The organism is Microbispora sp. ZYX-F-249 (genome assembly GCF_039649665.1).
Lineage (GTDB): Bacteria > Actinomycetota > Actinomycetes > Streptosporangiales > Streptosporangiaceae > Microbispora > Microbispora maris.
The window spans coordinates 250,588-276,822 of sequence record NZ_JBDJAW010000001.1; the positions used below are offsets into that span (position 1 = coordinate 250,588).

The 26,235-nt window shown below is 71.5% G+C and carries 22 protein-coding genes; 11 read left to right on the top strand and 11 right to left on the bottom strand.

The genetic code is table 11. The features are described from left to right. On the top strand, positions 1 to 915 hold the full coding sequence (locus AAH991_RS01095) for a carbohydrate ABC transporter permease (RefSeq protein WP_346224043.1): 915 nt from the start codon (positions 1 to 3) through the stop codon (positions 913 to 915). A gap of 2 nt (positions 916 to 917) precedes the next feature. Further along, the gene (locus tag AAH991_RS01100; protein ID WP_346224044.1) at positions 918 to 1,820 is read left to right on the top strand and encodes a carbohydrate ABC transporter permease; all 903 of its coding nucleotides are present in this window, start codon (positions 918 to 920) and stop codon (positions 1,818 to 1,820) included. Positions 1,821 to 1,843: 23 nt separating this feature from the next. Here AAH991_RS01100 and AAH991_RS01105 read toward each other — a convergent pair whose 3' ends face one another. Further along, positions 1,844 to 3,328, bottom strand: a complete 1,485-nt coding sequence (locus tag AAH991_RS01105) for an AAA family ATPase (RefSeq protein ID WP_346224045.1) — start codon at positions 3,326 to 3,328, stop codon at positions 1,844 to 1,846. 213 nt (positions 3,329 to 3,541) lie between these two features. Here AAH991_RS01105 and AAH991_RS01110 point away from each other — a divergent pair, with 213 nt between their 5' ends. Beyond that, positions 3,542 to 5,254, top strand: a complete 1,713-nt coding sequence (locus tag AAH991_RS01110) for a fibronectin type III domain-containing protein (RefSeq protein WP_346224046.1) — start codon at positions 3,542 to 3,544, stop codon at positions 5,252 to 5,254. Between the two features lie 119 nt (positions 5,255 to 5,373). After that, a complete protein-coding gene (locus tag AAH991_RS01115) occupies positions 5,374 to 6,927 on the top strand; it encodes an SMI1/KNR4 family protein (protein WP_346224047.1) in 1,554 nt (517 codons plus the stop codon). Between the two features lie 14 nt (positions 6,928 to 6,941). Here AAH991_RS01115 and AAH991_RS01120 read toward each other — a convergent pair whose 3' ends face one another. The 7 genes from AAH991_RS01120 to AAH991_RS01150 are packed head-to-tail and all read right to left on the bottom strand — an operon-like array spanning position 6,942 to position 14,519. After that, positions 6,942 to 7,871, bottom strand: a complete 930-nt coding sequence (locus tag AAH991_RS01120) for a formylglycine-generating enzyme family protein (RefSeq protein WP_444875224.1) — start codon at positions 7,869 to 7,871, stop codon at positions 6,942 to 6,944. Between the two features lie 2 nt (positions 7,872 to 7,873). Further along, a complete protein-coding gene (locus tag AAH991_RS01125; protein ID WP_346224049.1) occupies positions 7,874 to 9,292 on the bottom strand; it encodes a sulfatase family protein in 1,419 nt (472 codons plus the stop codon). Further along, complete coding sequence (locus AAH991_RS01130) at positions 9,289 to 10,770, bottom strand: sulfatase family protein (protein ID WP_346224050.1); 1,482 nt, start codon at positions 10,768 to 10,770, stop codon at positions 9,289 to 9,291. The genes AAH991_RS01125 and AAH991_RS01130 overlap by 4 nt, the downstream gene beginning before the upstream one ends. Beyond that, positions 10,767 to 11,765: an aliphatic sulfonate ABC transporter substrate-binding protein gene (locus AAH991_RS01135; RefSeq protein WP_346224051.1), complete on the bottom strand. Its 999-nt coding sequence runs from the start codon at positions 11,763 to 11,765 to the stop codon at positions 10,767 to 10,769. Before AAH991_RS01135 ends, AAH991_RS01130 begins: the two co-directional genes overlap by 4 nt. Then, the gene (locus AAH991_RS01140) at positions 11,762 to 12,547 is read right to left on the bottom strand and encodes an ABC transporter ATP-binding protein (RefSeq protein WP_346224052.1); all 786 of its coding nucleotides are present in this window, start codon (positions 12,545 to 12,547) and stop codon (positions 11,762 to 11,764) included. Before AAH991_RS01140 ends, AAH991_RS01135 begins: the two co-directional genes overlap by 4 nt. Then, on the bottom strand, positions 12,544 to 13,344 hold the full coding sequence (locus tag AAH991_RS01145; RefSeq protein ID WP_346224053.1) for an ABC transporter permease: 801 nt from the start codon (positions 13,342 to 13,344) through the stop codon (positions 12,544 to 12,546). Before AAH991_RS01145 ends, AAH991_RS01140 begins: the two co-directional genes overlap by 4 nt. Continuing rightward, positions 13,344 to 14,519: an ROK family transcriptional regulator gene (locus tag AAH991_RS01150; protein ID WP_346224054.1), complete on the bottom strand. Its 1,176-nt coding sequence runs from the start codon at positions 14,517 to 14,519 to the stop codon at positions 13,344 to 13,346. Before AAH991_RS01150 ends, AAH991_RS01145 begins: the two co-directional genes overlap by 1 nt. Before the next feature lie 220 nt (positions 14,520 to 14,739). On the opposite strand from AAH991_RS01150, the gene AAH991_RS01155 reads away from it, so the two are divergent. The 5 genes from AAH991_RS01155 to AAH991_RS01175 all read left to right on the top strand — a co-directional run bounded on the left by AAH991_RS01155 (position 14,740) and on the right by AAH991_RS01175 (position 18,845). Then, complete coding sequence (locus AAH991_RS01155; protein WP_346224055.1) at positions 14,740 to 17,025, top strand: glycoside hydrolase family 43 protein; 2,286 nt, start codon at positions 14,740 to 14,742, stop codon at positions 17,023 to 17,025. A 117-nt stretch (positions 17,026 to 17,142) separates the two neighbouring features. Continuing rightward, positions 17,143 to 17,517 (top strand): hypothetical protein, encoded by a 375-nt coding sequence (locus AAH991_RS01160; RefSeq protein WP_346224056.1) that lies wholly within the window; start codon positions 17,143 to 17,145, stop codon positions 17,515 to 17,517. Next, on the top strand, positions 17,517 to 17,903 hold the full coding sequence (locus AAH991_RS01165) for a hypothetical protein (protein WP_346224057.1): 387 nt from the start codon (positions 17,517 to 17,519) through the stop codon (positions 17,901 to 17,903). Before AAH991_RS01160 ends, AAH991_RS01165 begins: the two co-directional genes overlap by 1 nt. Positions 17,904 to 18,007: 104 nt before the next feature. Then, positions 18,008 to 18,385 carry a hypothetical protein gene (locus AAH991_RS01170; RefSeq protein ID WP_346224058.1) on the top strand — a complete coding sequence of 126 codons (378 nt, stop codon included), beginning with the start codon at positions 18,008 to 18,010 and terminating at the stop codon, positions 18,383 to 18,385. A gap of 124 nt (positions 18,386 to 18,509) precedes the next feature. Continuing rightward, complete coding sequence (locus AAH991_RS01175) at positions 18,510 to 18,845, top strand: hypothetical protein (protein ID WP_346224059.1); 336 nt, start codon at positions 18,510 to 18,512, stop codon at positions 18,843 to 18,845. A 2-nt stretch (positions 18,846 to 18,847) separates the two neighbouring features. Here AAH991_RS01175 and AAH991_RS01180 read toward each other — a convergent pair whose 3' ends face one another. Continuing rightward, positions 18,848 to 19,207, bottom strand: a complete 360-nt coding sequence (locus AAH991_RS01180) for an STAS domain-containing protein (RefSeq protein ID WP_346224060.1) — start codon at positions 19,205 to 19,207, stop codon at positions 18,848 to 18,850. Further along, positions 19,197 to 20,501, bottom strand: a complete 1,305-nt coding sequence (locus AAH991_RS01185) for a PP2C family protein-serine/threonine phosphatase (RefSeq protein ID WP_346224061.1) — start codon at positions 20,499 to 20,501, stop codon at positions 19,197 to 19,199. The genes AAH991_RS01180 and AAH991_RS01185 overlap by 11 nt, the downstream gene beginning before the upstream one ends. A gap of 227 nt (positions 20,502 to 20,728) precedes the next feature. On the opposite strand from AAH991_RS01185, the gene AAH991_RS01190 reads away from it, so the two are divergent. After that, entirely contained in the window at positions 20,729 to 24,919 is a 4,191-nt protein-coding gene (locus AAH991_RS01190) for a SpoIIE family protein phosphatase (RefSeq protein WP_346224062.1), read from the top strand. Continuing rightward, entirely contained in the window at positions 24,916 to 25,227 is a 312-nt protein-coding gene (locus AAH991_RS01195) for an STAS domain-containing protein (protein ID WP_346223594.1), read from the top strand. The genes AAH991_RS01190 and AAH991_RS01195 overlap by 4 nt, the downstream gene beginning before the upstream one ends. Here AAH991_RS01195 and AAH991_RS01200 read toward each other — a convergent pair. Beyond that, positions 25,224 to 26,207 carry a small ribosomal subunit Rsm22 family protein gene (locus AAH991_RS01200; protein WP_346223595.1) on the bottom strand — a complete coding sequence of 328 codons (984 nt, stop codon included), beginning with the start codon at positions 26,205 to 26,207 and terminating at the stop codon, positions 25,224 to 25,226. The two genes, AAH991_RS01195 and AAH991_RS01200, sit on opposite strands and share 4 nt — an antisense overlap. Positions 26,208 to 26,235 lie beyond the last annotated feature (28 nt).

Sequence of the window (26,235 nt, forward strand, 5' to 3'; positions counted from 1 at the left end):
ATGTCGGCTATCTCCGCTCGAAGGACGTCGTCCGCCGCCGCCACGCGCGGCGGCGGCGTCCTGCCATGGCTGGCCCTGCCGGCCCTGGTGGCCTTCGCCGTTTTCGCGCTGATTCCGCTCATCGGGGTCCTGCTGCTCAGTTTCACGTCCTGGGACACGCTGGGCGAGATCCAGCTGAGCGGGCTCGAGAGCTGGAAGTCCGTACTCACCGACCCCGGCCTGCCCCACGCGCTGTGGGTGACGTTCCTGATCATGCTGCTCTCCTGGGCCTTCCAGACCCCGGCCAGCATCCTGATCGGGGTGTTCCTGGCGGGCCGCCAGCGCTACCGCGAGCTGCTCGCGGTGCTGTACTTCATCCCGCTGCTGCTCAGCTCCGCGGCCATCGCGATCACCTTCAAGGCGCTGCTCGACCCGAACTTCGGGCTCGGCGCCGGGCTGGGCCTCGACTTCCTCACCCAGGACTGGCTCGGCGAGCCCGGCCTCGCCTTCGGCGTCGTGATCTTCGTGGTGTCGTGGCAGTACATCCCGTTCCACTCGCTCCTCTACCAGGGCGGCGTTCGGCAGATTCCGCGTTCGCTCTACGAGGCCGCGGAGCTGGACGGGGCGGGGCGGGTCCGGATGTTCTTCAGCATCACGCTGCCGCAGCTCAAGTACACGATCATCACGTCCTCGACGCTGATGCTCGTCGGCTCCCTGACCTTCTTCGACCTGATCTTCGTGCTGACCGAGGGCGGTCCCGGCGACGCCACCCGCGCGCTCGCCCTGGACATGTACAAGCGCGGCTTCCAGGCCAACCTCATGGGAGCGGCCTGTGTGATCGGTGTCATCCTCGTCCTCGTGGGCCTCGCTCTGGCGCTGCTGCTACGCCGTATCGGCGGCCGCGACCCCTACGCAAGTCAGTTGGAAGGGGCCTGACCGTGACCGCGACCCACACCTCGAGGGCAGCCAAGCGCCCCGCCACGTCCGGGGCGCACGGACGCCATCCGGCGAAGAGCCGGCAGCGCCCGAACTGGCTGGGTGGGCTGGTGGGCTGGCTGTGGCTGGCCGTGGTGATCGTCCCGATCTACTGGATCGTGGTCACCAGTCTGAAGACGCAGTCCAACTACTACTTGACCAACCCGTTCGCGCCGCCCGCCGATCCGACGCTGGACAACTACCGGCTCGTGATCGAGATGGACTTCCCGCTGTACTTCCTGAACAGCATCATCGTCGCCATCGGCACGGTGATCCCGTCGGTGCTGTTCTCGTTCATGGCGGCGTACGCGATCGTCCGGAGCAGTGGCGCCAGCCGCTTCCTGCGCGGGGTCAACTCGCTGTTCCTCATGGGCCTGGCCATCCCCCTGCAGGCGACGGTGATCCCCGTCTACCTGCTGATCATCAAGATGCAGCTCTACGACTCGCTGACGGCGCTGATCCTGCCGTCGATCGCCTTCGCGATCCCGCTGTCGGTGCTGGTGCTGTCCAACTTCATCAGGGACGTGCCGAAGGAGCTGTTCGAGTCGATGCGGCTCGACGGCGCGACCGAGTGGAAGACGCTGTGGGGCCTGGCCTTCCCCCTCACCCGGCCCGCCGTGGTGACGGTGTCGATCTACAACGCGCTGCAGGTCTGGAACGGGTTCCTGCTGCCGCTGATCCTCACTCAGAGCCCCGACAAGCGCACGCTGCCGCTGGCGCTGGCGGCGTTCCAGGGGGGACCGTACGGCGTCAACGTGCCCGCCGTGCTCGCCTCCGTCGTGCTGACCATCCTGCCGATGCTGATCCTCTACACGGTCGGCCGCCGTCAGCTGCTCAGCGGCCTGACCGCCGGTTTCGGCAAGTAGCCCGGGACCGAGAAGGAACGGCCTCACGCTCCGCCGTACAGACGGCCCATGTCGACGAGCTCGACATCGGGCCGTCTTTCGGCGTACCGGACCAGTGCGTCCGAGAACCCGGACCGGGCGAACAGGAGCAGCTTGGGCAGGGCACCGACCTTGTCGCTGGGCAGCAGCCCGCGCAGATGTTCCAGGCGCTCCAGCTGAGGGACGTCGACAGGAGCGCCGGTGCCCTTGGCCTCACCGATCGCAGTTATCCGGTCGGCGGCGAACGCCGTGGACTCCGTGACGACGACGTCGAGCTCGTGCCCCCGCCGATGCTCCCGGCACGGAAGCTCCGTCGGGCGCACCGCGCTCGCGATCCCGCTGAGAGTGTCGGCAGAGGCGTGTTCGAAGCACCACTGCCGCGCGAGATCCTCGAAGTGCGCGCCGTAGATCTGTGCGGCGACGGTGTCCGCGTTGGTCTTCCAGACACGCTCGGCCCGGCCCGCGACCAGTTCGGCCTCGTGGCGCTGGATGAGGAGCTGGTGCAGGCGCACGACGGGTTCGGTGATCCGGAAGACGCTGCGCTTGCCACGCAGAGCGTCGTCGATCTGCTGAATCAACCCGATGTCCTGCAGGCCGGACAGCAGGTGGGCGAGAGCGCTGCTGGGGCGTCCCAACGCCGCCGCTATCTCCGAACGCCTATGGTTGCCGGCGCTTATGGCGCTCAACGTGGCCGAGTACGAGGTCGGATCGGCGATCGAGGGCTCCTCCCGGAGCAGCAGGGCGCCTTCACGGAACATCGCGGAGGCCGGGTTCAGCAGGCGCCGCTGGACCCATCGGTCGAACTCCGCGATTCCGGCCGGCCCCGATCCCCCGCTCATCTCCAGGTAGGCAGGAGTTCCGCCAAGCAGGGCGTGCAGCCGGAACGCAAGCTCCGGATCGTGGCCGACACCCCAGAAGGCCGCGGCCTCACGGAACCCGAAGGGGCGCACCACCAGTTCCATGCCCGCCCGTCCGCGCAGGGGCGCACCACCGGAGAGCAGTTGCGCCATGGTCGTCAACGCACTGCCGCACAGGATCACGCGGGTTCGGGTGTGCTGCTTCGCGTAACTCAACGGGCTGAGCGCCTGCTGGAGATAGGAGGGCAGGCCGGGGGTCGCCGTGACGAGGTAGGGGAACTCGTCGATGATCAGCGGCGTGGCTGCGCCCTCACCCAGCCGGAGCAGTTCGTCGAGCGCCTCGCGCCACGTACGGAAGACGACGGGCTGGCGCAGACCCCGATGAGCGGCATAGGCCGCCCCGAGGTCGGCGAGGGTCTGCGCCTCGGTCTGCTGCGTCGCGCCGAACAGGAACCCGCCGGTCTGCTGCGCCAGCAGCTCGAGCATGAGGGTCTTGCCCTGGCGTCGTCGGCCGTACACAAGCCCGAGCGTCGCCCCGGGCATGGGGGAGGCCACGAAATCCGCGAGGTTGTCCCACTCGGTGTCCCGGCCGAACAAGCGCTCCGGTTTCTCCAGCACAAGCCGCTCCCTCACCGCGCCGCGAATGATAGCCGCAACTATGATAGGTGGAACTATGTTTGTTTCTCAGTCCTTCTCGGAGTCTTGAACGGGCGTCTTTCCGGGGCTACGCTCACGCCAAAACTATTAGGAAACTTTCCTAAGCGAAGGGAAGGCCACGCGACCGGCCGTCGTGTCACCCGACGCCTCCTCGCGGACGCCGATCGGCACCCCGGAAGGACGGCATTGATGAAGAAACGGCTGCTCAGCGCGTTGTTGCTCGCGCTGGGCCTCTGTCTGGCAGGGGTCGGGGCCGGCCCCGTCCCCGCGTCGGCGCAGTCCGCCGCGGTCCTCGCGTACGCGGCCTGGGCACCGAACACCTGGTACGCCGTGGGCGCGCGGGTGACCTACAACGGCACCGACTACGAGTGCATCCAGGCGCACACCTCGCTGACCGGGTGGGAACCGCCCATCGTCCCCGCGCTGTGGAAGGCGCTCGCGGGCGGGGGCGGCGACACCACGGCTCCGAGCGTCCCGGCCGGCCTGCGGGTGACCGGGACCACCTCGAGCAGCGTGTCGCTCGCGTGGAACGCCTCGGCCGACGACGTCGGCGTGACCGGCTACCAGGTCTACCGCGGCTCGCAGCTCGTCACGACCGTGACGGGGACGGCGTACACCGACGGCGGGCTGGCCTCGGGCACCACGTACGCGTACACGGTCAGGGCACGGGACGCGGCGGGCAACGTGTCGGCGGCGAGCACCGCCGTCTCGGCCACGACCGGCGCGGGCACCGGCACGCCCGGGCAGCCCGGCGCCCCCCGGGTGACCGGCAGCACCGACACGTCGATCTCGCTGTCGTGGACCGCCTCCGGCGGGACCGTGACGGGCTACCGCGTCTACGAGGGCACGACCCAGCGGGCCCAGGTCACCGGCACCACCGCGACGATCGGCTCGCTCGGCGTCTGCACCACGCACACCTACACCGTCAGGGCGTACAACTCGGCGGGCGAGTCCGCGGCGAGCGCCGCCGTCACCGGCACGACCACCGGGTGCTCCTCGGGCGGGGCGCTGCCCAGGCACATCCTCACCGGCTACTGGCACAACTTCGTCAACCCGGCGGTCGAGCTGAAGCTGTCGCAGGTGCCGCGGGACTACGACGTGGTCGCGATCGCGTTCGGCGAGGCGACCACCACGCCGGGCCAGGTGAGGTTCACCCTCGACCCCGGCCTGGCCACCGCCGTCGGCGGCTACACCGAGGCCCAGTTCAAGGCCGACGTGCAGGCGCTCAGGCAGCGTGGCCAGAAGGTGATCCTCAGCGTCGGCGGTGAGGCGGGCCACGTGCAGGTGGCCGGTTCGACGGCGGCCACGGCGTTCGCGAACTCGGTCTACTCGATCATGCAGACCTACGGGTTCGACGGCGTCGACATCGACCTGGAGAACGGCCTCAACGCCACCTACATGGCCCAGGCGCTGCGCGAACTGCGGGCGAAGGCGGGCTCCGGGCTGATCATCATGATGGCTCCGCAGACCATCGACATGCAGTCGACCGGCATGGAGTATTTCAAGCTCGCGCTGAGCATCAAGGACATCCTCACCGTCGTCAACATGCAGTACTACAACTCCGGCGCGATGCTCGGGTGCGACCAGAAGGTCTACAGCCAGGGGTCGGTGGACTTCATGACCTCGCTGGCCTGCATCCAGCTGGAGAACGGCCTGCGCCCCGACCAGGTCGGTCTCGGCCTGCCCGCGGGCCCCGGCGCGGCGGGCGGCGGCGTCGTCTCGCCGGCCACGGTCGCCAACGCGCTGAACTGCCTGGCCCGGCGCACCAACTGCGGCTCGTTCGTCCCGTCGCGGACCTACCCGGACATCCGCGGCGCGATGACCTGGTCGATCAACTGGGACGCCTCGAACAACTGGAACTTCTCCAGGACGGTCAAGCCGTTCCTCGCCACCCTGCCCTGACCCTTCTCCGACCCGCGCGGACGCCCCGTACGCGAGGTACGGGGCGTCCAGGGCGAGATGTGCGTCATGTCATCGCCGGGTGCGATGATCGGCGGCAGTGCGGGGGACGGGAGCGGAACATGGTGGAGCAGGCCGCGCGGCGGATCGCCGAGAAGGTCGTCACGAGTGCGCCGGCAGGCTGGACGCGGGTGGTGGTGGCAGGCAGCGCGGGCAGTGGCAGCACCTCGGTGTCCGGCGGTTACGCCGTCCCCGGCGCGACCCGGTTGCGCTCGTTGCCCCGCCTCTTCGCGGAGCTGAGCGGCCTCGCTGAGGCGGTGCGGAAGGTCCGGGACTGGGATCCCACGACTGTCGAGATCGTGTGCCGGCCATCCGGGGAGTACGAGCTGGTCGCGTTCGCGGACGGGATCACCAGCCTGCGTGGACTGGGTGGCGGCTTCCAGGCCGTCCTGGACCCGGGCTACCGGTTGCCTCCGTCCTCTCCGGGACAGGAGAGCACAGCCGCCCCGGCGGGCGATCCGGAGCTTGCCGTGGCGCGGTTCCGCGCGTACATGGAGCGGCGGGCTGAGATCTTGGGACGGCCCGAACGGCTGCCGCCGCCCGCGTCGGCCGCCGCGCTCGACCGGGCGGAGCGCGTCATCGGCCGCCCGCTGCCCGCCGACCTGCGTGCGCTGTACCTGATCGCGAACGGCGACGCCATCGACCACGAGCACCGCTACCTGCTCGGAGGTGACGCCTGGCTGGCGCTGGAGGACATGGTCGCCGTCCACGCCGCCCTGTCCGAACCGGTCTGGCACGGCTGGGACCTGGGGTGGAACTCGGTCGTCTTCGACGCCGATCCTCCCGGCACCGTCCGGCGGGTCGGCGGACACCCGGCCTGGGTGCCCTTCGCCAGCGGCGAGGACGGCAACTACCTGGCGGTGGACCTGGCCCCGGCCGGGAACGGCCGCCCGGGCCAGATCATCCGCATGGGCCGCGACTACGACGAGTGCCCGGTATACGTCGCCGACTCCGTGACCGCGCTACTCGGCCGCCACCTGGAACTGCTGGAACAGGGCGCCTACGAGAAGGACGACGACCACATCGAGCCGGCGGGCCCCGAGCCGGGACACGGCCCCGAGAGGATCATCGGCGAGATCCCCGGCGAGGTCCCGGCCGGCCTCCAGGCCATCCATGTCAACGACGTGACGAGCCCGGTCGACCTGGCCCCGCTCACCGGCGCCGCGAACCTGCGGCTGCTGCACCTCAATCACTGCGCCACCACGGATCTGACGCCGATCCGCGGGCTGCCCGTCGAGTCTCTGCGCGTCACCCTGGACGGCGGCGACCTGACCCCGCTCGAAGGCCACCGCCACCTGACCTCCCTGGAACTGGGCACCACCACCGCGATCGACATCGTCCCGTTGCGCACGGTCCCGAACCTGCGCGGCCTGGACCTGTCCCGGGCCGTCGTCCGCGACCTGGCCATCGTGGCCGACCTGCCCGACCTGCGCTACCTGGCCCTCAGCGCGCGGCAGTGGACCACCCTGCTCGACGAGGGCGCGGTGCCGCCCACTCTCGCGGCCGCCCGTCTGGCGGACGACGACGCCTCCCTCGCCGAGGCGCTGACCTGGGCGGCCCGTCTCGGCCTCGACACCGGGGACGCGCTCCGCACCACCGGCAGCCTCCCCGTGTGACACAGGCCCTTCCTTCAAAGCGCGACGGTGCGGAAGCCGGCGTTGGCCATGGAGGAGTCGGGGGTGTTCGACGAGCGCGCCGAGTTGCGGTAGCGGTTGCAGTAGGAGTCGTGGCACAGGAACGAGCCGCCGCGCAGCACCCGGGCACCGCCGCGCGACGGGCCGCGCGGGTTGTCGGAGGGCGAGTAGACGTAGTAGTCGGGCGCGTACCAGTCGGCGCACCACTCCCACACGTTGCCGACCGTCTGCCACAGCCCGTACGCGTTGGGCGCGTACGTCCGGACCGGGGCGGTCGTGAGATGACCGTCGTCCAGGGTGTTCTCCGTGGGGAAGACGCCCTGCCAGATGTTGACCCGCCACTCGTCGGCCGAAGAGTCACCGTGCAGGTCGTCTCCCCAGGGGTAGCGCGCGCCGTCGAGGCCGCCCCGGGAGGCGTACTCCCACTCGGCCTCGGTGGGCAGCCGCCTGCCCGCCCAGGAGCAGTACGCCATCGCGTCGTTCCAGCTCACGTGGACCACCGGGTGGTCGGGCTCCGCCTGCGACAGCCGGCCGGCGGGGTGCCGCCAGTCGGCGCCGCGCACGCCGGCCCACCAGGGCGTGCCGGGCACGGGGCCCATCACGTCGTCCGGGTGGGCGCGCATCGCCAGGTGGAAGACGGCGGAGAAGCCGTACTCCTCCGCCTCCGTGCGGTAGCCGGTCGCCTCGGCGAAGGCCGCGAAATCCGCGACCGTCACGGTCGTGGCGTCGATCGAGAACGGCGCCACGGTGACCGCGTGCACGGGCCCCTCGCCGTCGCCGGGGTTGCCGTCGCCGGTCGCGTCCCCCATGCGGAACTCACCGCCGGGCAGGCGTACCTGCTCGATCCCGTGGAGCCCGTGCGCCGTGAAACGGACGGGCTCCATCGGCTGCCCGGACGTGGCGGGTGTGCAGCAACTCCCCGACATGGTCAGATTCCCTTCGGCACCGGCTGGCTGGGATGCGGCTCGTCGCCGACCGCCGCCTGGGCGTGCCACATGCGGACCTTCATCTCCTCGCGGATCTCCCGGTAGGCCGGGTCGTCGTAGACGTTGCGCAGCTCCTCCGGATCCGCCTCCAGGTCGTACAGCTCCCATTCGCCCGGATAGGTGAACGCGCCCGTGCCGGGGATGCCCATGCCGTCGTTGTAGAAGTAGATGATCTTGTAGCGATCGGTCCGGTAGCCGTAGTGGGCCGGCGCCTTGTGGAAGACGTCGTCGTGCTCCCAGTAGCGGTAGTACATGCCCTCCGCCGGCGGCGTCCCCGGCTCACCGGTCAGGTCGGCGAGGAAGCTGCGGCCCTGCATCCGGGGATGGTGCGGCACCCCGGCCGCGTCCAGCACGGTCTGCGCGAAGTCGACGTTGGTGACGATGCCGTCGTGCACCTGCCCGGCCGGGATGCGCCGCGGGTAGCTCAGCACGAGCGGCATCCGCAGCGACTCCTCGTACATGAACCGCTTGTCGAACCAGCCGTGGTCGCCGAGGAAGAAGCCCTGGTCGGAGCAGTACATCAGCAGCGTGTCGTCGAAGTCGCCACGCTCGCGCAGCCAGTCGACCACCCGGCCGACGTTGTCGTCCACCGACGCGACGACGGCCAGGTAGTCCTCCATGTAGCGCTGGTACTTCCACAGCGCCAGTTCCTCGTACGACAGCCCCTCGGGCGGGTCCTGCTTGAGGTCCTCGGCGTTGAGGTGCTCGGCGATCCGCATGGCGGCCCGCCGGGCCGACGACGAGCGCGTCGCGTAGTCGTCGCCGAACGTGGACGGAACAGGGATGGGATCGGTGTACATCCCCGCGTGCCTGTCGTCGGGCTCCCACGGGCGGTGCGGCGCCTTGTGGTAGATCAGCAGACAGTACGGATCGTCGCCGTCGAGCGAGTCCGCCCAGCTCAGCGCCATGTCCGTGATGAGGTCGGTGGCGTAGCCGGGGACGGTGCGCAGGCCGTCCTCCGACAGGAACGAGGGGTCGAAGTACTCCCCCTGCTCGATCAGCACGTCCCAGTAGTCGAACCCCTGGGGGTTGTGCCCCGGGCCGTCCCCCATGTGCCACTTGCCGACGATCGCCGTGCGATATCCGGCCGCCTTCAACTGGCTCACGAACGTCGGCTGCGCCGCGTCGATCGGCGTGACCAGTGTCGACACGCCGTTCACGTGCGAGTACGTGCCGGTCAGGATGCTGGCCCGGCTCGGGGAGCACAGGGCGTTCGTCGCGAAGCAGTTGTCGAACCGGACGCCGAGGTCCGCGATCTCGTCGATCCGCGGCGTCCGGTTGACGACCGAGCCGTACGCGCCGACCGCGTGCGACGCGTGGTCGTCGGTCAGGATCATGACGATGTTCGGGCGCCCGCTCATCGGTAGGTCGCCTCGTCCAGCCCGCTCAGGGTGGGGTCGTACGACACCTCGCCGACGTCGTACATCGAGGTCATCCAGTGGTAGAAGTTGTCGCCCCGGTCGCGCAGCACCTGGTAGAGCCGCCGCATGAGCCGCCCGCGCACCTCCGCCATCTCGGGATGGTTGTAGACGTTGAGCAGCTCGTCCGGGTCGGTGAACAGGTCGTACAGCTCGTTGGTCGAGTCGGGGTTGACGACCAGCTTGTAGCGGTCGGTCCGGATCATCCGCTGCGGGTACGGGAAGTGGTGCCCGTGGAACTCGCAGACGATGTCCTGCTCCCACGGCACCTCGCGGGCGGAGGCGAGCGGCACCAGGCTGCGGGAGTCGACCGCCGGGGCGGGGTCGATCCCGGCCAGGTCCAGGATCGTCGCCGTGCAGTCCAGCAGGCTGACGAACTCGGTCCTGACGACCCCGGGCTCCTGGCCGGGGATCCGCAGCAGGCCGGGCGTGCGGTAGATGTCCTCGTACATCGCCGGGCCCTTGTCGTGCAGCCGGTGGGCGCCGGTGAACTCGCCGTGGTCGCAGGTGAAGAACACCGCGGTCTCGTCGTTCAGGCCGAGGCGCCGCATGGCGTCCATGACCCGGCCGATCTCCATGTCGATGAGCGCGACGTAGCCCCAGTAGACCGCGATGAGCTTGCGCGTCACCTCCAGCGGCATGGTGTCGAACGTCCAGTGCGCGCTGTAGTTGGCCTGCACCGGCGGCTTGCCGGCGAAGGTCTCGGCGATCGACTTGGGCAGCTCGACCAGCTCGGGGTCGAACATGTCGAAGTACTCGTCCGGCACGATGTACGGCAGGTGCGGGCCGAAGAAGTTGAGCTGCAGGAAGAACGGCTTCGGGTCGGCGGCGTACCGCTCAAGCATCTCGATCGCCCGGGTGGCGAGGTAGTGCTCGAACGTCGCCTCGACCGGCTGGCGCAGCCGCGCGGCGAGCAGGTTGCCCGGCCCGCCGTTCGGCAGCGTCCCGCGGATGCGGTCGTGGATCTCGTACGGCGGCAGGTCGTTCACCTTGAGGTAGTCCAGGTAGTCGGGGTGGTCCACGGGGTTGTGCCACCCCGGCAGGTCCGGCCCGTCGAACCCGAAGTCGGCCGCCCGCCGGTGGTGGCCGACGTGCCACTTGCCGATGAGCCCGCAGTTGTACCCGGCGCCGCGCAGGGCCTCCGAGAACGACCACTGGCCGTCCGGCAGGTCCTCGATGTAGCCGACGTTCCTCTCGTGGTTGGCGAGCAGCTTGTGCCGGAACGGCGCCTGCCCGGTCAGCAGGCTCGCCCGGGCCGGCGTGCAGATCGCGGTCGGGGTGTACCAGCGGTCGAACCTGGTCCCGGTCCGGGCCAGCTCGTCCAGCACCGGGGTGGCCGCGAGGCGGTTGCCGTACGCGCCCAGGGTGTCGGCCCGGTGCTGGTCGGTCATCAGGAACAGGATGTTCACAGGGCTCGTCACTGGGCCGCGCCCGTGAACAGGTCGCCGGTGTAGTACGTCTTCGGGTCGACGGCCGAGGGCAGCTTGCCCGCGCCGACGAAGTAGTCGCCCATCCCGCTCAGCCACTTCTCGATGGTGCCGTCCTTGCTGTAGCCGTCCAGGTCGGCGAGCGACAGCACCTTGGAGTTGGCGGCGTCGGCCTTGACCTGGTCGGCCGGGAGCTTCAGCATCTCGGCGGTCGCGGCCACGGTCTCGTCGAGGTGCTCGCTGCGGTACTGGATGGCGTCGCGCAGCACCCCGATGACCTTCTCGGTCTTGTCCTTCTCGTTCGCGACGACGTCGTTGCCGCCGACGAACGCGGTCGGGAACGACACGGTGTCGGCGAAGTCCTCGTTCTTGGCCAGCTCGACCAGGTCGGGGACGGTCTTCTTGATCGTCGAGATGGCCGGGTACCAGAAGCCGGCCGCGTCGATCTGCTTGGAGGTGAACGCCGACACGATCGTGGACGCGTCCATCGGGACGATCTTCACGTCGTCCTTGGTCAGCCCTGCCTTCTTCAGCGCGAGCGTGAGGATCATGTCGCCGGAGGTGCCCTCGGGCACGCCGATCGTCTTGCCCTTCAGGCCCTCCAGCGAGGTGATGCCGGCCTGGGCGATGACGCGGTCGGCGTTGCCGAGCGTGTTCAGCGCGATGACCTTGGCCTTGCCGGAGGCGGGCAGCCACATGGCGCCGGGGCCGATGTAGCCGAAGTCGAGGTCGCCGGTGCCCAGCGCCTGGATCTGCAGCGGGCCGTTGGTGAACACGCTGACCTTGGCGTCGAGCCCGTGCTTCTTCCACAGGCCCTGCTTGTCGGCGACGGCGAGCAGGCTCGCGCCGTTGAAGTCGGCGATGTAGCCGAAGTCCACGTGCGTCGTGCCGCCGCCCGAGGCGCTGGAGTCGCCGGAGTCGTCCGACCCGCAGGCGGCCGCCGACAGCGCCACGACGACCGCCGCGGCGGCCAGGATTGTCTTCTTCATTGCGCGGGCTCCTTGATCTGCCGCTGGTGGTACACCGCATGCCAGACGCGGTTGCGCAGCGCCCCGAACTCGGGGCTCAGCCGCATGTCCTCGTCCCGCGGATAGGGGAGGTCGACCTCGATGACCTCGGCGATCCGGCCCGGCCGGGCGGCCATGACGACCACCCGGTTGGCGAGGAACACCGCCTCGTCGACGTCATGGGTGATGAACATGACCGTCCGCCGCTCCTTGCTCCAGGTCTCCAGGAGCTGCTCCTGGAGACGCACCCGGGTCAGCGCGTCCAGGGCGCCGAAGGGCTCGTCCATGAGCAGGATCGACGGGTTCACCGCGTACGCCCGGGCGATCGCGCAGCGCTGCTTCATGCCGCCCGACAGCGTCTTGGGCAGGGCGTCGGCGAACTGCTCCAGGCCGACCAGGCGGATGAAGTGCTCGGCGCGCTCCCGCCGCTCGCTCTTGGGGACCTTCGCGGTGCGCATGCCGAACTCGACGTTCTCCCGGACGGTCAGCCACGGGAACAGCGCGTACTGCTGGAAGATCACGCCGCGCTCGGGGCCGGGGCCGGTGACCGGCCTGCCGTCCACCAGTGCGGTGCCGCCGGTGGGCTGCTCCAGCCCGGCGAGGATGTTGAGCAGCGTGCTCTTGCCGCAGCCGGAGGGGCCGACGACGGTCACGAACTCGTTGTCGGCGATGTCCAGCGACACGCCGCCGAGCGCGACGAACGGCTCCTTCCCGACGGGGAAGACCTTCTCGACGTCGCGTACGGAGATCTTGGGAGTGCTCATCGGTTCTCCTGCCAGGCCGTCAGCTTGTTGCCGGCGATCATGAGCAGCCGGTCCATGATCAGGCCGAGGACCCCGATCGCGATGATGCCGACGAAGATCGTCGGAAGGTCGTAGTAGAGCTGCGCGCTCTGCATCCGGTGGCCGAGCCCGGCCTGCGCGGCCAGGAGCTCCGCGGCCACCAGCGTGCCCCAGGCCGAGCCGAGCCCGACCCGCATGCCCACGAGGATGAACGGCGTGGAGGCCGGCACCACGACGCGGCCGAAGATGGTCCCGTCGCCCGCGCCGAGCACCCGCGCGGCGTTGATCAGCGTCCTGTCCACGTTCACCACGCCCTGGTAGGTCGAGATGACGCAGGACAGGAACGCCGCCAGGAAGATGACGAAGATCTTCGGGCTTTCGCCGATGCCCATCAGGACGAGCACCAGGGGCAGCATCGCCAGCGGCGGGATCGTGCGGAAGAACTGGATCCACGGCTCGAACAGGCCGCGGGCCACGGTGTACCACCCCATGACGAACCCGACGATCACCGCCGCGATCGAGCCGAGGGCGAACCCGGCCAGCACGCGCCCGAGTGAGGCGCCCACGTCGGTGGCGAGCGTGCCGTCCCCGATCATCTTCCAGGCGGCCGCGACGACCTCGCCCGGGGTGGGGAACTGGAGTCCCGACAGGGACAGCCCCCACCAGATCGCGATCCCGGCCACGATCGAGATGATGTTGAGGACCAGGAAGGTCCTGTTCTTGCGCGGCCGGGCGGGGGCGTTGCCGTCCCTCGTGGCGCCCGCGGTGGTCACGGCCACTATCGGCCTCCGTCCGTCGTGACGTTCGCTTCGTATCCGGCGAGCAGGGGGGACTCGTGGAACAGGGCCGCGATGGCCCCGCGCGCGCCGCCGTCGTCCGACAGCAGGGCGGGGCGGATCACGGGCGCCGCGTCGGTCCACCACGACAGCTCGTAGGTGACCGTGTCCGCGACCTGCCGCAGCAGGGCCGGAGCGATCTGGATGATCTCGCCGCCGAGCACGATCTCGTCCGGGTTGAGGGTCATGACCGCCGTGCCGAGCACCCGGCCGACCGCCGTGCCGGCCTCGCGGAGCACCTGGTCGACGACCGGGTGGGCGATGTCCACCGCGCCCTTCAGGTCGTCCAGCGTGTCCACGGGCACGCCGAGCTCCCTGCACCGCGCGAGGATCGCCGGCGCCGACGCGACGGTCTCCACGCAGCCGCGCTTGCCGCAGCGGCACTGCGCGCCGCCGGCCACGGCGGTCACGTGGCCGAGCTCGCCCGCGTAGCCGCGCGAGCCGCGCACCAGCTGGCCGCCCACCACCAGCCCGCCGCCGACCCCGTCGGACAGGCGCAGGTAGATGAGATCGCGTACGGAGTCCGACTGGGCGTGCAGCGCCTCGGCCAGCCCGGCGAAGCGCACGTTGTTGTCGACGGTCACCGCGGCGTGGAAGCGCTGGGCGAACACCTCCGCGACGCCGTCGGCCCGGGATCGGTCGCCCCACCCCGGCACGCCGATGCCGATCGCCTGCAGTGCGCCGTAGTGGACGCCGGTCTCCGCGCTCAGCCGGTCGATCAGGGCGAGCCCGGCGTCGAGACGCTCGGGCCACTGCGCCGACTCCTCGTAGCGCGCGGTCCCGGACGCGATGATCTCGTGCGCGGCGTCGGCCACCAGGACGTTCACCCGGCGATGGCCGAAGTCGACGCCCATGTACTGCCCGGAGGCCGGGTCCAGCGCGAGCCGCTCGGCCGGCCGGCCGCTGCCCACCCGCTCCACGGCGTCGGTGTCGACGACGCGGATGGCACCCCGGCCGAGCAGATCGCTGGTGATCTCGGAGACCGTGGTGCGTGACAGGCCGACCCGGGCCGCGATCTCGTTGCGGCTCTGCGCGCCGTTCTGGCGGAGCACGCGCAGCACCCGCTCCTCATGGGAGCGGCGCACGAGTGCGTGCACGCCGTTGGGGGTCGTTGACACGCTGGCAACCTAAGGTTCGTCTGTTTTTTACGTCAACCATCCGGCAAAAAGAATCGGTAGATTCGTCCGGGATCCTGACGAAACCTCTGACCAGCGTGGACACCCCCTCGACAAGCTCCCAGGCATCCTGCCGCATCGGCCGACGCCTTCTGCGACAGGTGGGACACCGGATTTCGACGGCGTCTCGACGGAAAAATTCGGCCTGTCTACGGTGCTCGCCGTGAGACAACTGGTGATCGGAGCCTTACTCCTCGCGTCCACCGTGGTCACGTCGCCGCCCGCACAGGCAGCAGCGCCGGCGACCGGCCCCGCCTCCTCCACCCCCGCCACCTACTCCAACCCGGTCAGCGGCGACGCCGTGCGGACCTTCCCCGACCCCGCGATGATCCGGGGCAAGGACGGCCTCTGGTACGCCTACGGCACCACGAACCCGATCGACGGGAAGAACGAGCACATCCTGCCGATGCTCACGTCGGCCGACATGGTCCACTGGACGTACGCCGGGGACGTCTACACCGGGGAGGACCACCCCTCGTGGTGGCCGAACGGCGCCCGTCCCTGGGCGCCCGACATCCGGTATGTCAACGGGAACTACCACCTGACGTACTCGCTCTCCACGAGTGGTGTCGGGCTCGCCACCAGCCCGCACCCGACCGGGCCGTGGACCGACCGCGGCCGGATAGTCCCGGCGGGCGGCAGCGGCTGCCCGACCAACAACATCGACCAGGCCGTCTACACCGACGTGAACGGCGACAACTACCTCTACTGGGGCAGCTACGACACGATCTGCGTCGCGAAGATGAACGCCGACGCGACCGAGGTCACCGGCGAGGTCACGCAGATCGGCCGCGGTCGCCGCATGGAGGGCGGCTTCGTCGTCCGGCGCGACGACTGGTACTACCTCTTCTACTCCGACGCCGGATGCTGCGACGGCGCGTTCAGCGGCTACACGGTCAAGGTCGGCCGGTCCGACAACCCGCTCGGGCCGTTCACCACCCCCACCGGCGTCGACCTCATGGACCTGACCAGCAAGGACGGCATCGTCCTGGCGGCCAACGGCAACGGCTGGGTCGGCCCGGGCCACAACGCCATCCAGACCGACCTCAGCGGGCAGGACTGGCTCGTGTACCACGCGATCCCGTCGTCGGCTCCCGAGTTCGGGCCGGTCACGACGACCTGGGGCACGACGATCGCCAACCTGGCCCGCCGCCCGCTGATGATCGACCGGCTCGACTGGATCGACGGCTGGCCGGTCGTACGGGCCGGGGCCGGGCCGTCCACGGGCGAGCAGCCGGCGCCGGTCACCACGTGGAGCGTCGGCAGCACGTTCAACTCCGGCACGGACGGGTGGAAGGGGCCGTGGAAGCCCGCCTCCGACCCCGACTCGCTCGGCCACCTCACCGGCAAGGGCTCGACCAGTGAGCTCAGCGACGAGACCGTCCAGGGCGACGTGCGGGTGGAGGCCGACCTGCGGCTGGGCGAGGGCGGCAGCGCCGCCGGGCTCTTCGTGACCCGCGAGAACGGCGCGCGGAACATCACCGCGTGGCTCGACCGGGAGCAGGGCGCGCTCGTGGTGACGACCAAGGTGAACGGGAAGACGACGACGGCGAGCAGCCCGCTGCCGGCCTCGTTCGACTACGGCTCCTGGCACAACGTGGCCGCCGAGCGGCGCGGGAACGCGCTGGTCGTGTCGGTGTCCGCCGACCGGCTCGGTGACCCGCTGGCGACGGTCGCAACGACGCTGCCCGGCGGCGCGCCCACCTCCGGCGCCATCGGCGTGACCACGCGCGGCGCCGCCGACGCCGACAACGTGGGCGCGGCTCCGCTGTACACGCCGGTGACCGAGCGGGTGGCCGATCCCGTCCTGGGCGAGCGGCTCACGGCGTACTCCGACGAGTTCGACGGCACGGGCACGCCCACCGCCTGGGCGCGGGTCCGCAACCCGTCGGCCACCCTGTCGAACGGCTCCCTGGTCTGGCCGACCCAGAACGCCGAGCTGTTCCAGGGCACCAACACCGCGTCGATCCTGCTGCGCGACGCGCCGCAGGGCGACTTCGCCGTCGAGACGAAGCTCACCTTCGACGGCACGCGCGGCAACCAGCAGGCCGGCCTGCTGCTGTACGAGAACGACGACCGGTGGCTCAAACTGACGCACACGGTCCTGCCCCTCAACCAGGGCAACGGCGCGGTGCTGCACCAGACCGAGTTCGGCAAGGAGGGCCCGCGCCCGGGCGCCACCCCGCCCACCGCGGTCGCCAACGCGCCGATGTTCGGCGGCCCGGCCGCGCGGACCACCTGGCTGCGGCTGCTCTACCACTACGACGAGGAGAACGGCGAGCACGACGTCCGGATGGCGTCGAGCACCGACGGCACCCACTGGATCTGGGGCGGCAGCTGGTCGCTCCCGCGCACCGGCCCGGTGCGGATCGGCCTGATCTCGATGAACACGGCTGGCGCCACGGCCACCTTCGACTACCTGCGGACGTACGAGGTGACCAGCCGATGACCGGCGACCGGCCGCCCCTTCGCGCGAGGGGCGGCCGGTCAAGGTGCGGGCCATGATCCGGCCCGGTTTCCGCCGGGGGCCGGGACGCGGGCCCACGGGCGGGGTAGAGGCACGTCGATGCCGATCACGATGCCGAAAATCCGGGCCCTCCCGCGATCCCCCGGCCGCCGGCCGCGACGGCCCGCGCCGGTCGCGGTCACGCTCGCGGCCGTACTGGCCCTCGCGCCGGTGAACGCGTATGCGGCGGCGGCCGGAGACGGGAACGGGAACCGCTCGGCCGTACGCGTGGGCAACGGCTCGGCCAACCGGACCATGGTGGCGATCGGTAGCACCCGGCTGCGTGGCGTCCTCCACCAGCTCTCGGCCGGAGTGGGCGGTCTGAGCAGCGTGCAGGGCGGCCTGTGCAGGCCGCGCGCCCGCCGCTGCGCGCTGTCACAGGACATCCGCGCCCGAAGCGCCGAGCCCCGGGCCCGGCGGGCGGCGGACCGCTGATGCGCGCCGGTCTCGCCCTGGTGGCGGTCACGATCGCGGCGGCGGGACTCGTCGCGGCACGGCCTCCCGCCGCCGGTCTCGCGGCGGTCACCCGTACGGCCGGCGACCGCAACGGCAACAGCACCACCGTCCGCGTGGGCAACGGGATCCGCAACGTCGGTCAGCTGACGGTGGGCAGCGCGGGGAACGGGACCGGCATCCAGCAGAGGACGGTCGGCGTCAGCGGCGTCGCGAACGCGCAGAGCACGATCTGCGGGCGGAGGTCCCGCTCCTGCGATGTGACGCAGCGGATACGGGCGTCGGACCGGCAGATCGAGCTGCTGAGCCCGGATGCGCGAATCCGGCGGGCCGCCAGAAGAACCGCCATATCCCCACAGGCGGGTTAATCCTCGATCAGACAGCGTGACGGGCGTGTCCGCCCGGGGTAGATGCCCGGCAGGTCCGTACGGACGGATCTCCAGGACGGACATCGGGGAAGGCGCACACGATCATGGCTCGTCACAGGGCTCGTCGCAGGGCTCGACTGCTGGCGCTGACCGCGCTGACTCTCACGGGCGCCGGCCTCGCGCTCGCCCCCGTGAGCGCGGACGCGGCGACGGGCCGGGGCCGGGGATGGGGCGGCGGCGACGGGAACGGCGCCAACTCCAGGTATGTGATCAACAACGGCCAGAACAACCTGAACTCCCTGCTCGTCGGCAGTCAGCGGAACACGACGGGCGCTCAGCAGGTCATCACGGGCGTGGACGCCTCGGTGAACACGCAGGCCGCCAACTGCACGCACCGTCCCGGCTGCAGGGGCTCCCAGAATCTCCGGGGCCGCAACCAGAGCTCCCCCAGGACGAACGGCACCGTGATCAACGGACGCTGAGGCGCGCGCGGACGACGGGAACGTCACGGGACACGCGCGCCGCTGACCACCGCCGAGCCATCGCGGAAGCTACGGTGTGACCACGCGCGCCGACGGGCGGCGCATGGGCGAAAGGCGGGGGCGGATGCTCATCTCACGCGGCGCGTCCCGGCTTGTCCCGTCGTCCGCCGCCGTCCTCGCCGCCGTCCTGTCCACGGCGGCCGCCGCGCAGGTCCTCCTCGCCGCCCCCGCGAGCGCGCGGTCCGGGCGGGCGGCCGGGGACGGTCCGGCCTCCGTCGGGAACGGCACCCGCAACCGGAACATCGTCCAGCTGGACAGCCCCACCCGGAACCGCGGTCACCAGCACACCGCGGCCAGCACCGCGGGCGGTGCGACCAGCGTGGCGGACGGTTTCTGCCGCCGGGTCGGGAACTGCGACATCAGGCAGAACATCGCGGTCACCGTCGCCGCGCCCCTGTAGGGCTACTTGCTCAGGGCGCGTACGGCCTCTTCCGGGCTGTCGTAGAAGGCGAGCAGCCGGTCCAGGCCCATGATCTGGAAGACGCGGGAGATGTCCGAGTCGAGACCGGCCAGGAGCAGGGCGGCGCCCGCGTCGTGGGCGCGCTGGTGGGCGGCGACCAGTGTGGCGATGCCGGTGGAGTCGCAGAAGGTCAGCCCGGACAGGTCGATCACCAGGTCGGCGCCCGGGCCGAACTCGATCTCCTCCAGAGCCGCCCGCAGGCGCGGAGTGGTGTGATGGTCCAGGTCCCCGGCCACGACCAGCAGGCGCGGACCGGAGGCGTGCGGCTGAAGGGTGACGGTCAGATTGTTGTCATGCGGCACCGAGACTCCCGGAGGACGGCGTTCGAGTGGCGGGCGGCACGGACAGGGCGAGAACGGCGGTGTCGTCTGACACCCCCGTGCCCAAGGCCGTGATCAGGTCGTGCACGGTGGTCAGGAGGGCGTCGGCGCTCGTGGGTCCCGCCGCGGCGAGGTACGCGGTCAGGCCGTCCTCGTCGAGCATCGAACCGGTCGGCGTCCGCGCCTCGGTGAGGCCGTCGGTGTACAGCAGCAGCGCGTCGCCGGCGTTCAGCCGAGCGCTCACCTGCGCGAAGTGCGGATTGCGCAGGATGCCGATCAGCTGTCCCCCGGCCGGGTGGATGGGCTCGACGGTGCCGTCCGCCCGCACCGCCAGCGCCGGGGGATGCCCTCCGGTGGCGAGCGTGACGCCGAACCCGTCGCCGTCGGGCTGCAGGACGCCGAAGACCGCGGTGCAGTACGGCACGGGGGCCTCGCCGCCCGCGTGCTCCTGTTGCAGGACCGCGTCGAGGTTGGCCAGCACCGCGTGCGGGTCGGCGTCGTAGACGGCCGCGGCGCGCAGGGTGTAACGGACCAGGGACGTCAGTGCGGCGGCGTCGGCGCCCTTGCCGCAGACGTCGCCGAGGAAGAACGCCCACCGGTCGCCGTCGAGCGGGAAGAGGTCGTAGAAGTCGCCGCCGACCTCGTCGGCGGAGACCGGGTGGTAGGCGGCGGCCGCGCACAGCCCGGGCACCCGGGGCAGCGCCGGCGGAAGCAGGGTGCGCTGCAGGGTCCGGGCCAGCCGCTCGGCTCCCGCGCGCAGCTCCCTCTCGACCTCGACCGTACGGTGCGTGGTCAGCCGCACCTCCAGCTCGTCCATGACCAGCGCGGCCAGGTCCCGCAGGCAGGCCAGTTCCTCCTCGCCGGCCTGCCGGGGACGGGTGTCCATGACGTTGACGCTGCCCAGGGCCTCGCCGTCGGCCGTCGTGATCACCGCGGCGGCGTAGAAGCGGATGCCGGGCTCGCCGCGCACCGCCGGGTCGCCGGCCGCCCGCGGGTCCAGCAGCACGTCGTCGACGACAAACGGGCCAGCGTGCCGTACGGCCGCGGCGCACAGGCTCTCGATGATCGCCCGGCGCGGTGGCGGCCCGTGCGCGGCGATGACGCGGACCGTGTCGTCGCCGACGATCGTCACGGTGGCGAAAGGGGCGTGGAAGATTCGCGCGGCCAGGGCGGCCACCCGGTCGAACGCGGCGCCGGAGGCGGTGTCCAGGGCCGCGTAGCGGCGCACGGCCGCGAGGCGGCGCGCCTCCGCGGCGGAGGCGAGCGGCATCGGCATGCCCGGCGCTTCGTCGACGGTGCTGACCTCGGGCTCCTTCCCGTCCCCCGCCCGCGGCCCGGGGCTCGCGTGGCCGGTCGATGATTTGCCCTATCCTACGAAACCGTTGAACTGTTCCTTCCCTGACCTGCCGGAGCCGCGCGGAGGCCCGGCACGCACGAGATCCGGCCCACGACGCACCGGCCGTTGAGGAGAAGGCGAAAGCGATGAGCGGGGCGGCGGAACCGATGTCTGTTCAGCACGGCCGGCCGGTGGAGCTGCTGTTTCCCGGAGACAGCGAGATGGCGCGGCGGATGCGGGACCATCCGTGGTCCGGCACCTCCATGGGAGACCCGGCGACCTGGCCGACGAGCCTGCGCACCGCGTGCCGGATCTGCCTCACCTCCCGGTTCCCCATGATCGTGTGGTGGGGGGAGGAGCTGCGGTTCCTCTACAACGACGCCTACCTGCCGTTGCTGGGTTCCAAGCATCCGGCGCTGGGCAAGCCGGGCGACCAGGTGTGGACGGAGATCTGGCACACCATCGGCCCGATGCTGAGGTCGGTGATGGCCTCCGGCGAGGCGACCTGGTCGGAGGACCTGCTGCTGCCGATGAACCGGCACGGCTACTGGGAGGAGACGTACTGGACGTACTCCTACAGCCCGCTGCACGACGACGACGGCGGCGTGCGGGGCGTGTTCACCGCGGTCAGCGACACCACCGAACGGGTCATCGGCGAGCGGCGCCTGGCGGTGCTGCAGGACCTCGGCGCCCAGGCGGGCCGTGCCCGCAGCGTGGAGGAGGCGTGCGAGCTGGTCGCCGAGGTGCTGGAGCGGTCGGGCCACGACGTGCCGTTCGCGGCCGTCTACCTGCGCCGTCCCGGCACGGACGAGCTGGTGCCGACCGTGACGAGCCCGCGCGGCGCGGCCGTGTCCCCCCTGCCCGGCGGGCCCGGCGACTGGCCGGTGGAGCAGGTGCTGCGCAGCGCGACCCCCGTCGTGGTGACCGACGTGGCGGAGCGTTTCGGCGCACTGCCCTCGGGGGGCTGGCAGACGCCGCCGGCGCAGGCCGTGGTGCTGCCGCTGGCCGGTGAGACCGGCGGCCAGACCGTCGGGGTGATGGTGCTGGCGGCCAGCGCGGGCCGGGTGCTCGACGAGGCGTACGAGTCGTTCCTCGCCCTGGTGGCGCGGCAGACCGCGGCGCTGGTCAACGCGGCCGTGGCCTACCAGCTCCAGCAGCGCAGGGCCGAGGAGCTGGCCGAGCTCGACCGGGCGAAGACGGCCTTCTTCTCCAACATCAGCCACGAGTTCCGCACCCCGCTGACGCTGATCATGGGGCCGGTGCAGGACCTGCGCACCGCGCTCGCCGACGCCGGGGAGCAGGTGCGCGAGGACCTCGACGTGGTCCACCGCAACGGCCTGCGGCTGGGCAAGCTCGTCAACACGCTGCTGGACTTCTCCCGCATCGAGGCCGGGCGCATGCGGGCCACGTACGAGCCGGTGGACCTGGCCGCCGTCACCGCCGAGCTGGCCGGCGTCTTCCGCTCCGCGATCGACCGGGCCGGGCTCGCCTTCGAGGTGGACTGCCCTCCTTTGGGCGAACCGGTGTACGTCGACCGGAGCATGTGGGAGAAGGTGGTGCTCAACCTGCTGAGCAACGCCCTCAAGTTCACCTTCGACGGCTCCATCCGGGTCGCGCTGCGCGCCGAGGACGGGCACGCCGTCGTCACGGTCGCCGACTCCGGCATCGGGATCCCGCGGCACGAACTGCCGCGGCTGTTCGAGCGGTTCCATCGCATCGAGAGCGCCAGGTCGCGCTCGAACGAGGGCAGCGGCATCGGGCTGGCGCTGGTGAAGGAGCTGGTGGGCCTGCACGGCGGGACGATCACCGCCGAGAGCGCCGAGGGCGCGGGCACCACGTTCACCATCCGGCTGCCCTTCGGCTCGGCGCACCTGCCGTCCGACGGCGTCGTGCCGGCCCGCCGGGGGGACGTGGTGTCGGCCACCGCCGACCCGTTCGTCGAGGAGGCCCTGCGCTGGCTGCCTCCGGAGGAGAGGGCCGGCTCGGGAGAGGCGGCGGCGTCCATCGGCCCCCGGGGGGACGGTCCCCCGCCCCGGGTCCTGATCGCCGACGACAACGCCGACATGCGCGACTACCTCGCGCGCCTGCTGCGGCCGTCCTACCGGGTCACCGTGGTGAACGACGGGCAGGCGGCCCTGGATGCCGTGCGCGCCGACGCTCCCGACCTCGTCGTCAGCGACGTCATGATGCCGCGCCTGGACGGCCTGCAGCTGGTGGCCGCGCTGCGGGCCGACCCGCGCACCGCCGGGGTCCCGGTGCTGCTGCTGTCGGCCCGTGCGGGCCAGGAGGCCTCGATCGAGGGGCTGGAGGCGGGCGCGGACGACTACCTCGTCAAGCCGTTCTCCGCCGCCGAGCTGCTGGCGCGGGTGCGGGCCAACGTGCAGCTGGCGCGCATCCGCGGGCGCCACATGCGGTGGCAGACCGCCATGCTCGAGTCACTGCAGGAGGCGTTCTTCGTCTGCGACGAGAACGGCTCGGTCATCGAGATCAACCAGGCGTTCACCGACATCCTCGGGTACGGCCCCGAGGGCCTGCCCTACACCGCCCTGCACCCCTGGTGGCCCCGCGAGGCCGACGACCCCGTGGCGCACCGGATGGTCGGCGAGGCGTTCGAGCAGCTCGTGAGCCACGGCCGGGGCAGCTGCGTGATCCCCGTCTCCCACCGGGACGGACACCAGATCTGGGTGGCGGCCGCGTTCAACGACGTCGCCGATCCCAGCACCGGCGAGCGCAGGGTCGTCGGCACCCTGCGTGACGTCACCGCCGAGCACTACCTCGTGCAGCGCGAGACGGCCCTGGCCGCGCTCAGCGTGCGCGTCTCCGAGGCGAACAGCGTGGAGGAGGCGCTCAGCGGAGCGATGCTGGAGCTGCGCGACGTCTGGCGCGCCCGGCAGGTGACCGCCGCGCTGTGGCACGGTGGGTCGGCCGGGCAGAGTGGTGCCGCCGGGCAGGGCGAGTCCGCGGGGCAGGGCGAGTCCGCCGGGCACGGCGAGGCGGAGCCGGTGCTGTTCGGCACGGACCCCGCGGCCTCCTGGCGGTCTCTGCCGGACGACCTGCGGGACAGGCTCACCGAACTGCGCGACTTCCCGCCGCTGCGCCCGGTGGCGAGCGCCGCGGACGGGGCCGGCATCACGCTGGAGCATCCCGAGGGGATCGTGACCCTCTGGATCGACCTCGGCCAGAACCGGCCCTTCACCGCCGAGGACCAGACGCTGCTCGCGCTGCTGTCCGGCCATCTCGGCCAGGGCCTGCACCGGACCCACCAGCTCGACCAGCAGCGCGAGGCCGCGGTGGCGCTCCAGCGGGCCATCCTCGGGCCGTCCCACCTGCCCCAGGGCTTCGCCGTACGGTATGAGCCGGCCACCCGGCCCCTGGAGGTCGGCGGCGACTGGTACGACATCGTGCCGCTGCCCGACGACCGCATCGGCATCGTGGTCGGCGACTGCGTGGGACGCGGCCTGGAAGCCGCCGCCGTCATGGGCCAGCTCCGCAGCGCCTGCCGCGCCCTGCTGCTGCAGGAGGCCGGTCCCGCACAGGTGCTGAGCGCGCTCGACAAGTTCGCCGCACTGGTGCCGGGGGCCAAGTGCACCACCGTGTTCTGCGGCGTCCTCGACACCACGACCGGCCGCCTCGTCTACTCCAGCGCGGGGCACCCGCCCGGCATCCTGGCCCATTCCGACGGCACCACCGAGCTGCTGGAGGGCGGCCGTTCGACCCCGCTCGCGGTGCGTCCCGGCCATCCCCGGCCCGAGAGCACCTGCACGATGCCGCCGCGCTCCACGCTGCTGCTCTACACCGACGGGCTCGTCGAGCGCCGCCGCAGCCCGCTGACCGCCGGGATCGACCGGGCGAGCGCAGCCGTGCAGGACGGCCGCTCGGCCCCCATCGAGGACCTGGCGACGCAGGTCATGACGCGGATGACGCCGGACACCGGTTACAACGACGACGTCGCCCTCCTGCTCTACCGCCAGCCCGCGCCGCTGGATGTGGCCTTCCCCGCCGAGTCCAGCCAGCTCGCCCCCGTCCGTACGGCCCTGCGGGACTGGCTGAACCGATGTGACATCACCGCGTCGATGGTCCAGAACGTGCTGGTCGCGGCGGGCGAGGCCTGTGCCAACGCGATCGAGCACGGCCACCGCGACAGCCCCGGGCGTACCGTCCGCCTGCGGGCCGTCGCCACCGCGGGCGACCTGTACCTCACCGTCACCGACAGCGGCCGGTGGAAGCCTCCGCAGCCCGAGGCCAACACGCACCGCGGACGGGGTGTCGCCCTCATGCGCGCCCTGATGCAGCACGTCACCATCCAGCCCGGCGTCGCCGGGACCATCGTCGACATGCACGCGAGGATCTCCCGATGACGACTCCCCTGACCCTGGCTCCGTCTCGCCGTTCCGACGGCACCCCGGTCCTCACCGTCAGCGGCGAGATCGACATGAGCAACGCCGGCGAGCTGGAGGCCGCCCTGACCGATGCCGCAGGCGCCGGCGGCCATGCTCTCCTGGTCGACCTGAGCGCGGTCGAGTATCTCGACAGCGCCGGTCTGACGGTGTTGTTCGCGCACGCCGCGCGCATCGAGCTCGTCGCGAACGAGCTGCTCGCCCCCGTCCTGACCATCTCCGGGCTCGCGGACATGACCACCGTCCACAGCCTCGGGGACAGGACCTAACCGGCGGGCGGCCAGGCGTCGCCCCAGACGACGTCGCGCGCCTCGCGGTAGGTCTCGCCCTGCCGCTTGGAGACCGCACGGTCGGCCAGCCCGTCCTCGGCCGTGCACAGGCGCAGCGTGACGAGCCCCTTGCGCTTGAGGGGATGGCGCAGGACCCGGCCCTGCGCGCGCGGCCACGGCCGGGCCGACGCCGCGACGTAGGAGAACTTCTCGTCCTCGAAGCTCAGCGTGCCGTCCTTGATCCGCCGGTGCAGCGCGGTGCGGTTGAGGCGGACCGCGAAGTGACACCAGTCCCGGTCCGGGACGATCGGGCACTCGCCGTCGTGCGGGCAGGGCGCGACCACGTGCAGGCCCAGCCCGGCCAGCACTCGCCGGGCCGCCGCGATCCGGGCGTACCCGCCGGGCGTGCCGGGCTCGACGATCACCAGCATGCCGGCGTCGCGGGCGACTGACCGGACCACGTCCTCCTGGACGGAGGGCGACAGCTCGCCGAGCACGTAGGACATCGTGACCAGGTCGGCCGCGGGCGCGGGCACGCTCCGGTCGACGACCGCCTGCTGCCAGCGCGCCTCCCGTACGGCCGCCGCGGGCGCGCGACCGGCCAGTCGCCGCCCGAAGGCGATGGCGGAGGGGGACTGCTCCAGGACGGTCACCGTGCGCAGCGTCGGCCAGACCGCGCTCGCGGCCCACAGCGCGCTGCCCGTGCCGCCGCCCACGTCCACCTGGGTCTCCGGCGCGAAACCGGGGGCCAGCAGGGCGACCTGACGCAGCGCGGCGCTCACGGCGCTGTAGGTCGCGGGCATGCGATACCCGGCGTACGCGGCGACCGCGACCTCCGAGCTCAGCGCGGGCACGCTCCGGTCGAAGCCCTCCCGGTACTGCCGGATGAGCGTCTGCACGCTCCGCGTCAGCTCGGCCATCGGGAATCGTCCGAGCGACTCCTCCAGCGCGCCGTCCAGGTCATCGGGCAGGGTGGACACGGCGTTCATGATGACACGCCGTTCACGC

Coding starts and splice junctions, on each gene's coding strand:
- AAH991_RS01095 (WP_346224043.1), top strand. CDS start 1: ATGTCGGCTATCTCCGCTCGAAGGACGTCGTCCGCCGCCGCCACGCGC.
- AAH991_RS01110 (WP_346224046.1), top strand. CDS start 3,542: ATGAAGAAACGGCTGCTCAGCGCGTTGTTGCTCGCGCTGGGCCTCTGT.
- AAH991_RS01115 (WP_346224047.1), top strand. CDS start 5,374: ATGGTGGAGCAGGCCGCGCGGCGGATCGCCGAGAAGGTCGTCACGAGT.
- AAH991_RS01120 (WP_444875224.1), bottom strand. CDS start 7,871: ATGTCGGGGAGTTGCTGCACACCCGCCACGTCCGGGCAGCCGATGGAG.
- AAH991_RS01125 (WP_346224049.1), bottom strand. CDS start 9,292: ATGAGCGGGCGCCCGAACATCGTCATGATCCTGACCGACGACCACGCG.
- AAH991_RS01135 (WP_346224051.1), bottom strand. CDS start 11,765: ATGAAGAAGACAATCCTGGCCGCCGCGGCGGTCGTCGTGGCGCTGTCG.
- AAH991_RS01140 (WP_346224052.1), bottom strand. CDS start 12,547: ATGAGCACTCCCAAGATCTCCGTACGCGACGTCGAGAAGGTCTTCCCC.
- AAH991_RS01160 (WP_346224056.1), top strand. CDS start 17,143: ATGCCGATCACGATGCCGAAAATCCGGGCCCTCCCGCGATCCCCCGGC.
- AAH991_RS01165 (WP_346224057.1), top strand. CDS start 17,517: ATGCGCGCCGGTCTCGCCCTGGTGGCGGTCACGATCGCGGCGGCGGGA.
- AAH991_RS01170 (WP_346224058.1), top strand. CDS start 18,008: ATGGCTCGTCACAGGGCTCGTCGCAGGGCTCGACTGCTGGCGCTGACC.
- AAH991_RS01175 (WP_346224059.1), top strand. CDS start 18,510: ATGCTCATCTCACGCGGCGCGTCCCGGCTTGTCCCGTCGTCCGCCGCC.
- AAH991_RS01185 (WP_346224061.1), bottom strand. CDS start 20,501: ATGCCGATGCCGCTCGCCTCCGCCGCGGAGGCGCGCCGCCTCGCGGCC.
- AAH991_RS01190 (WP_346224062.1), top strand. CDS start 20,729: ATGTCTGTTCAGCACGGCCGGCCGGTGGAGCTGCTGTTTCCCGGAGAC.
- AAH991_RS01195 (WP_346223594.1), top strand. CDS start 24,916: ATGACGACTCCCCTGACCCTGGCTCCGTCTCGCCGTTCCGACGGCACC.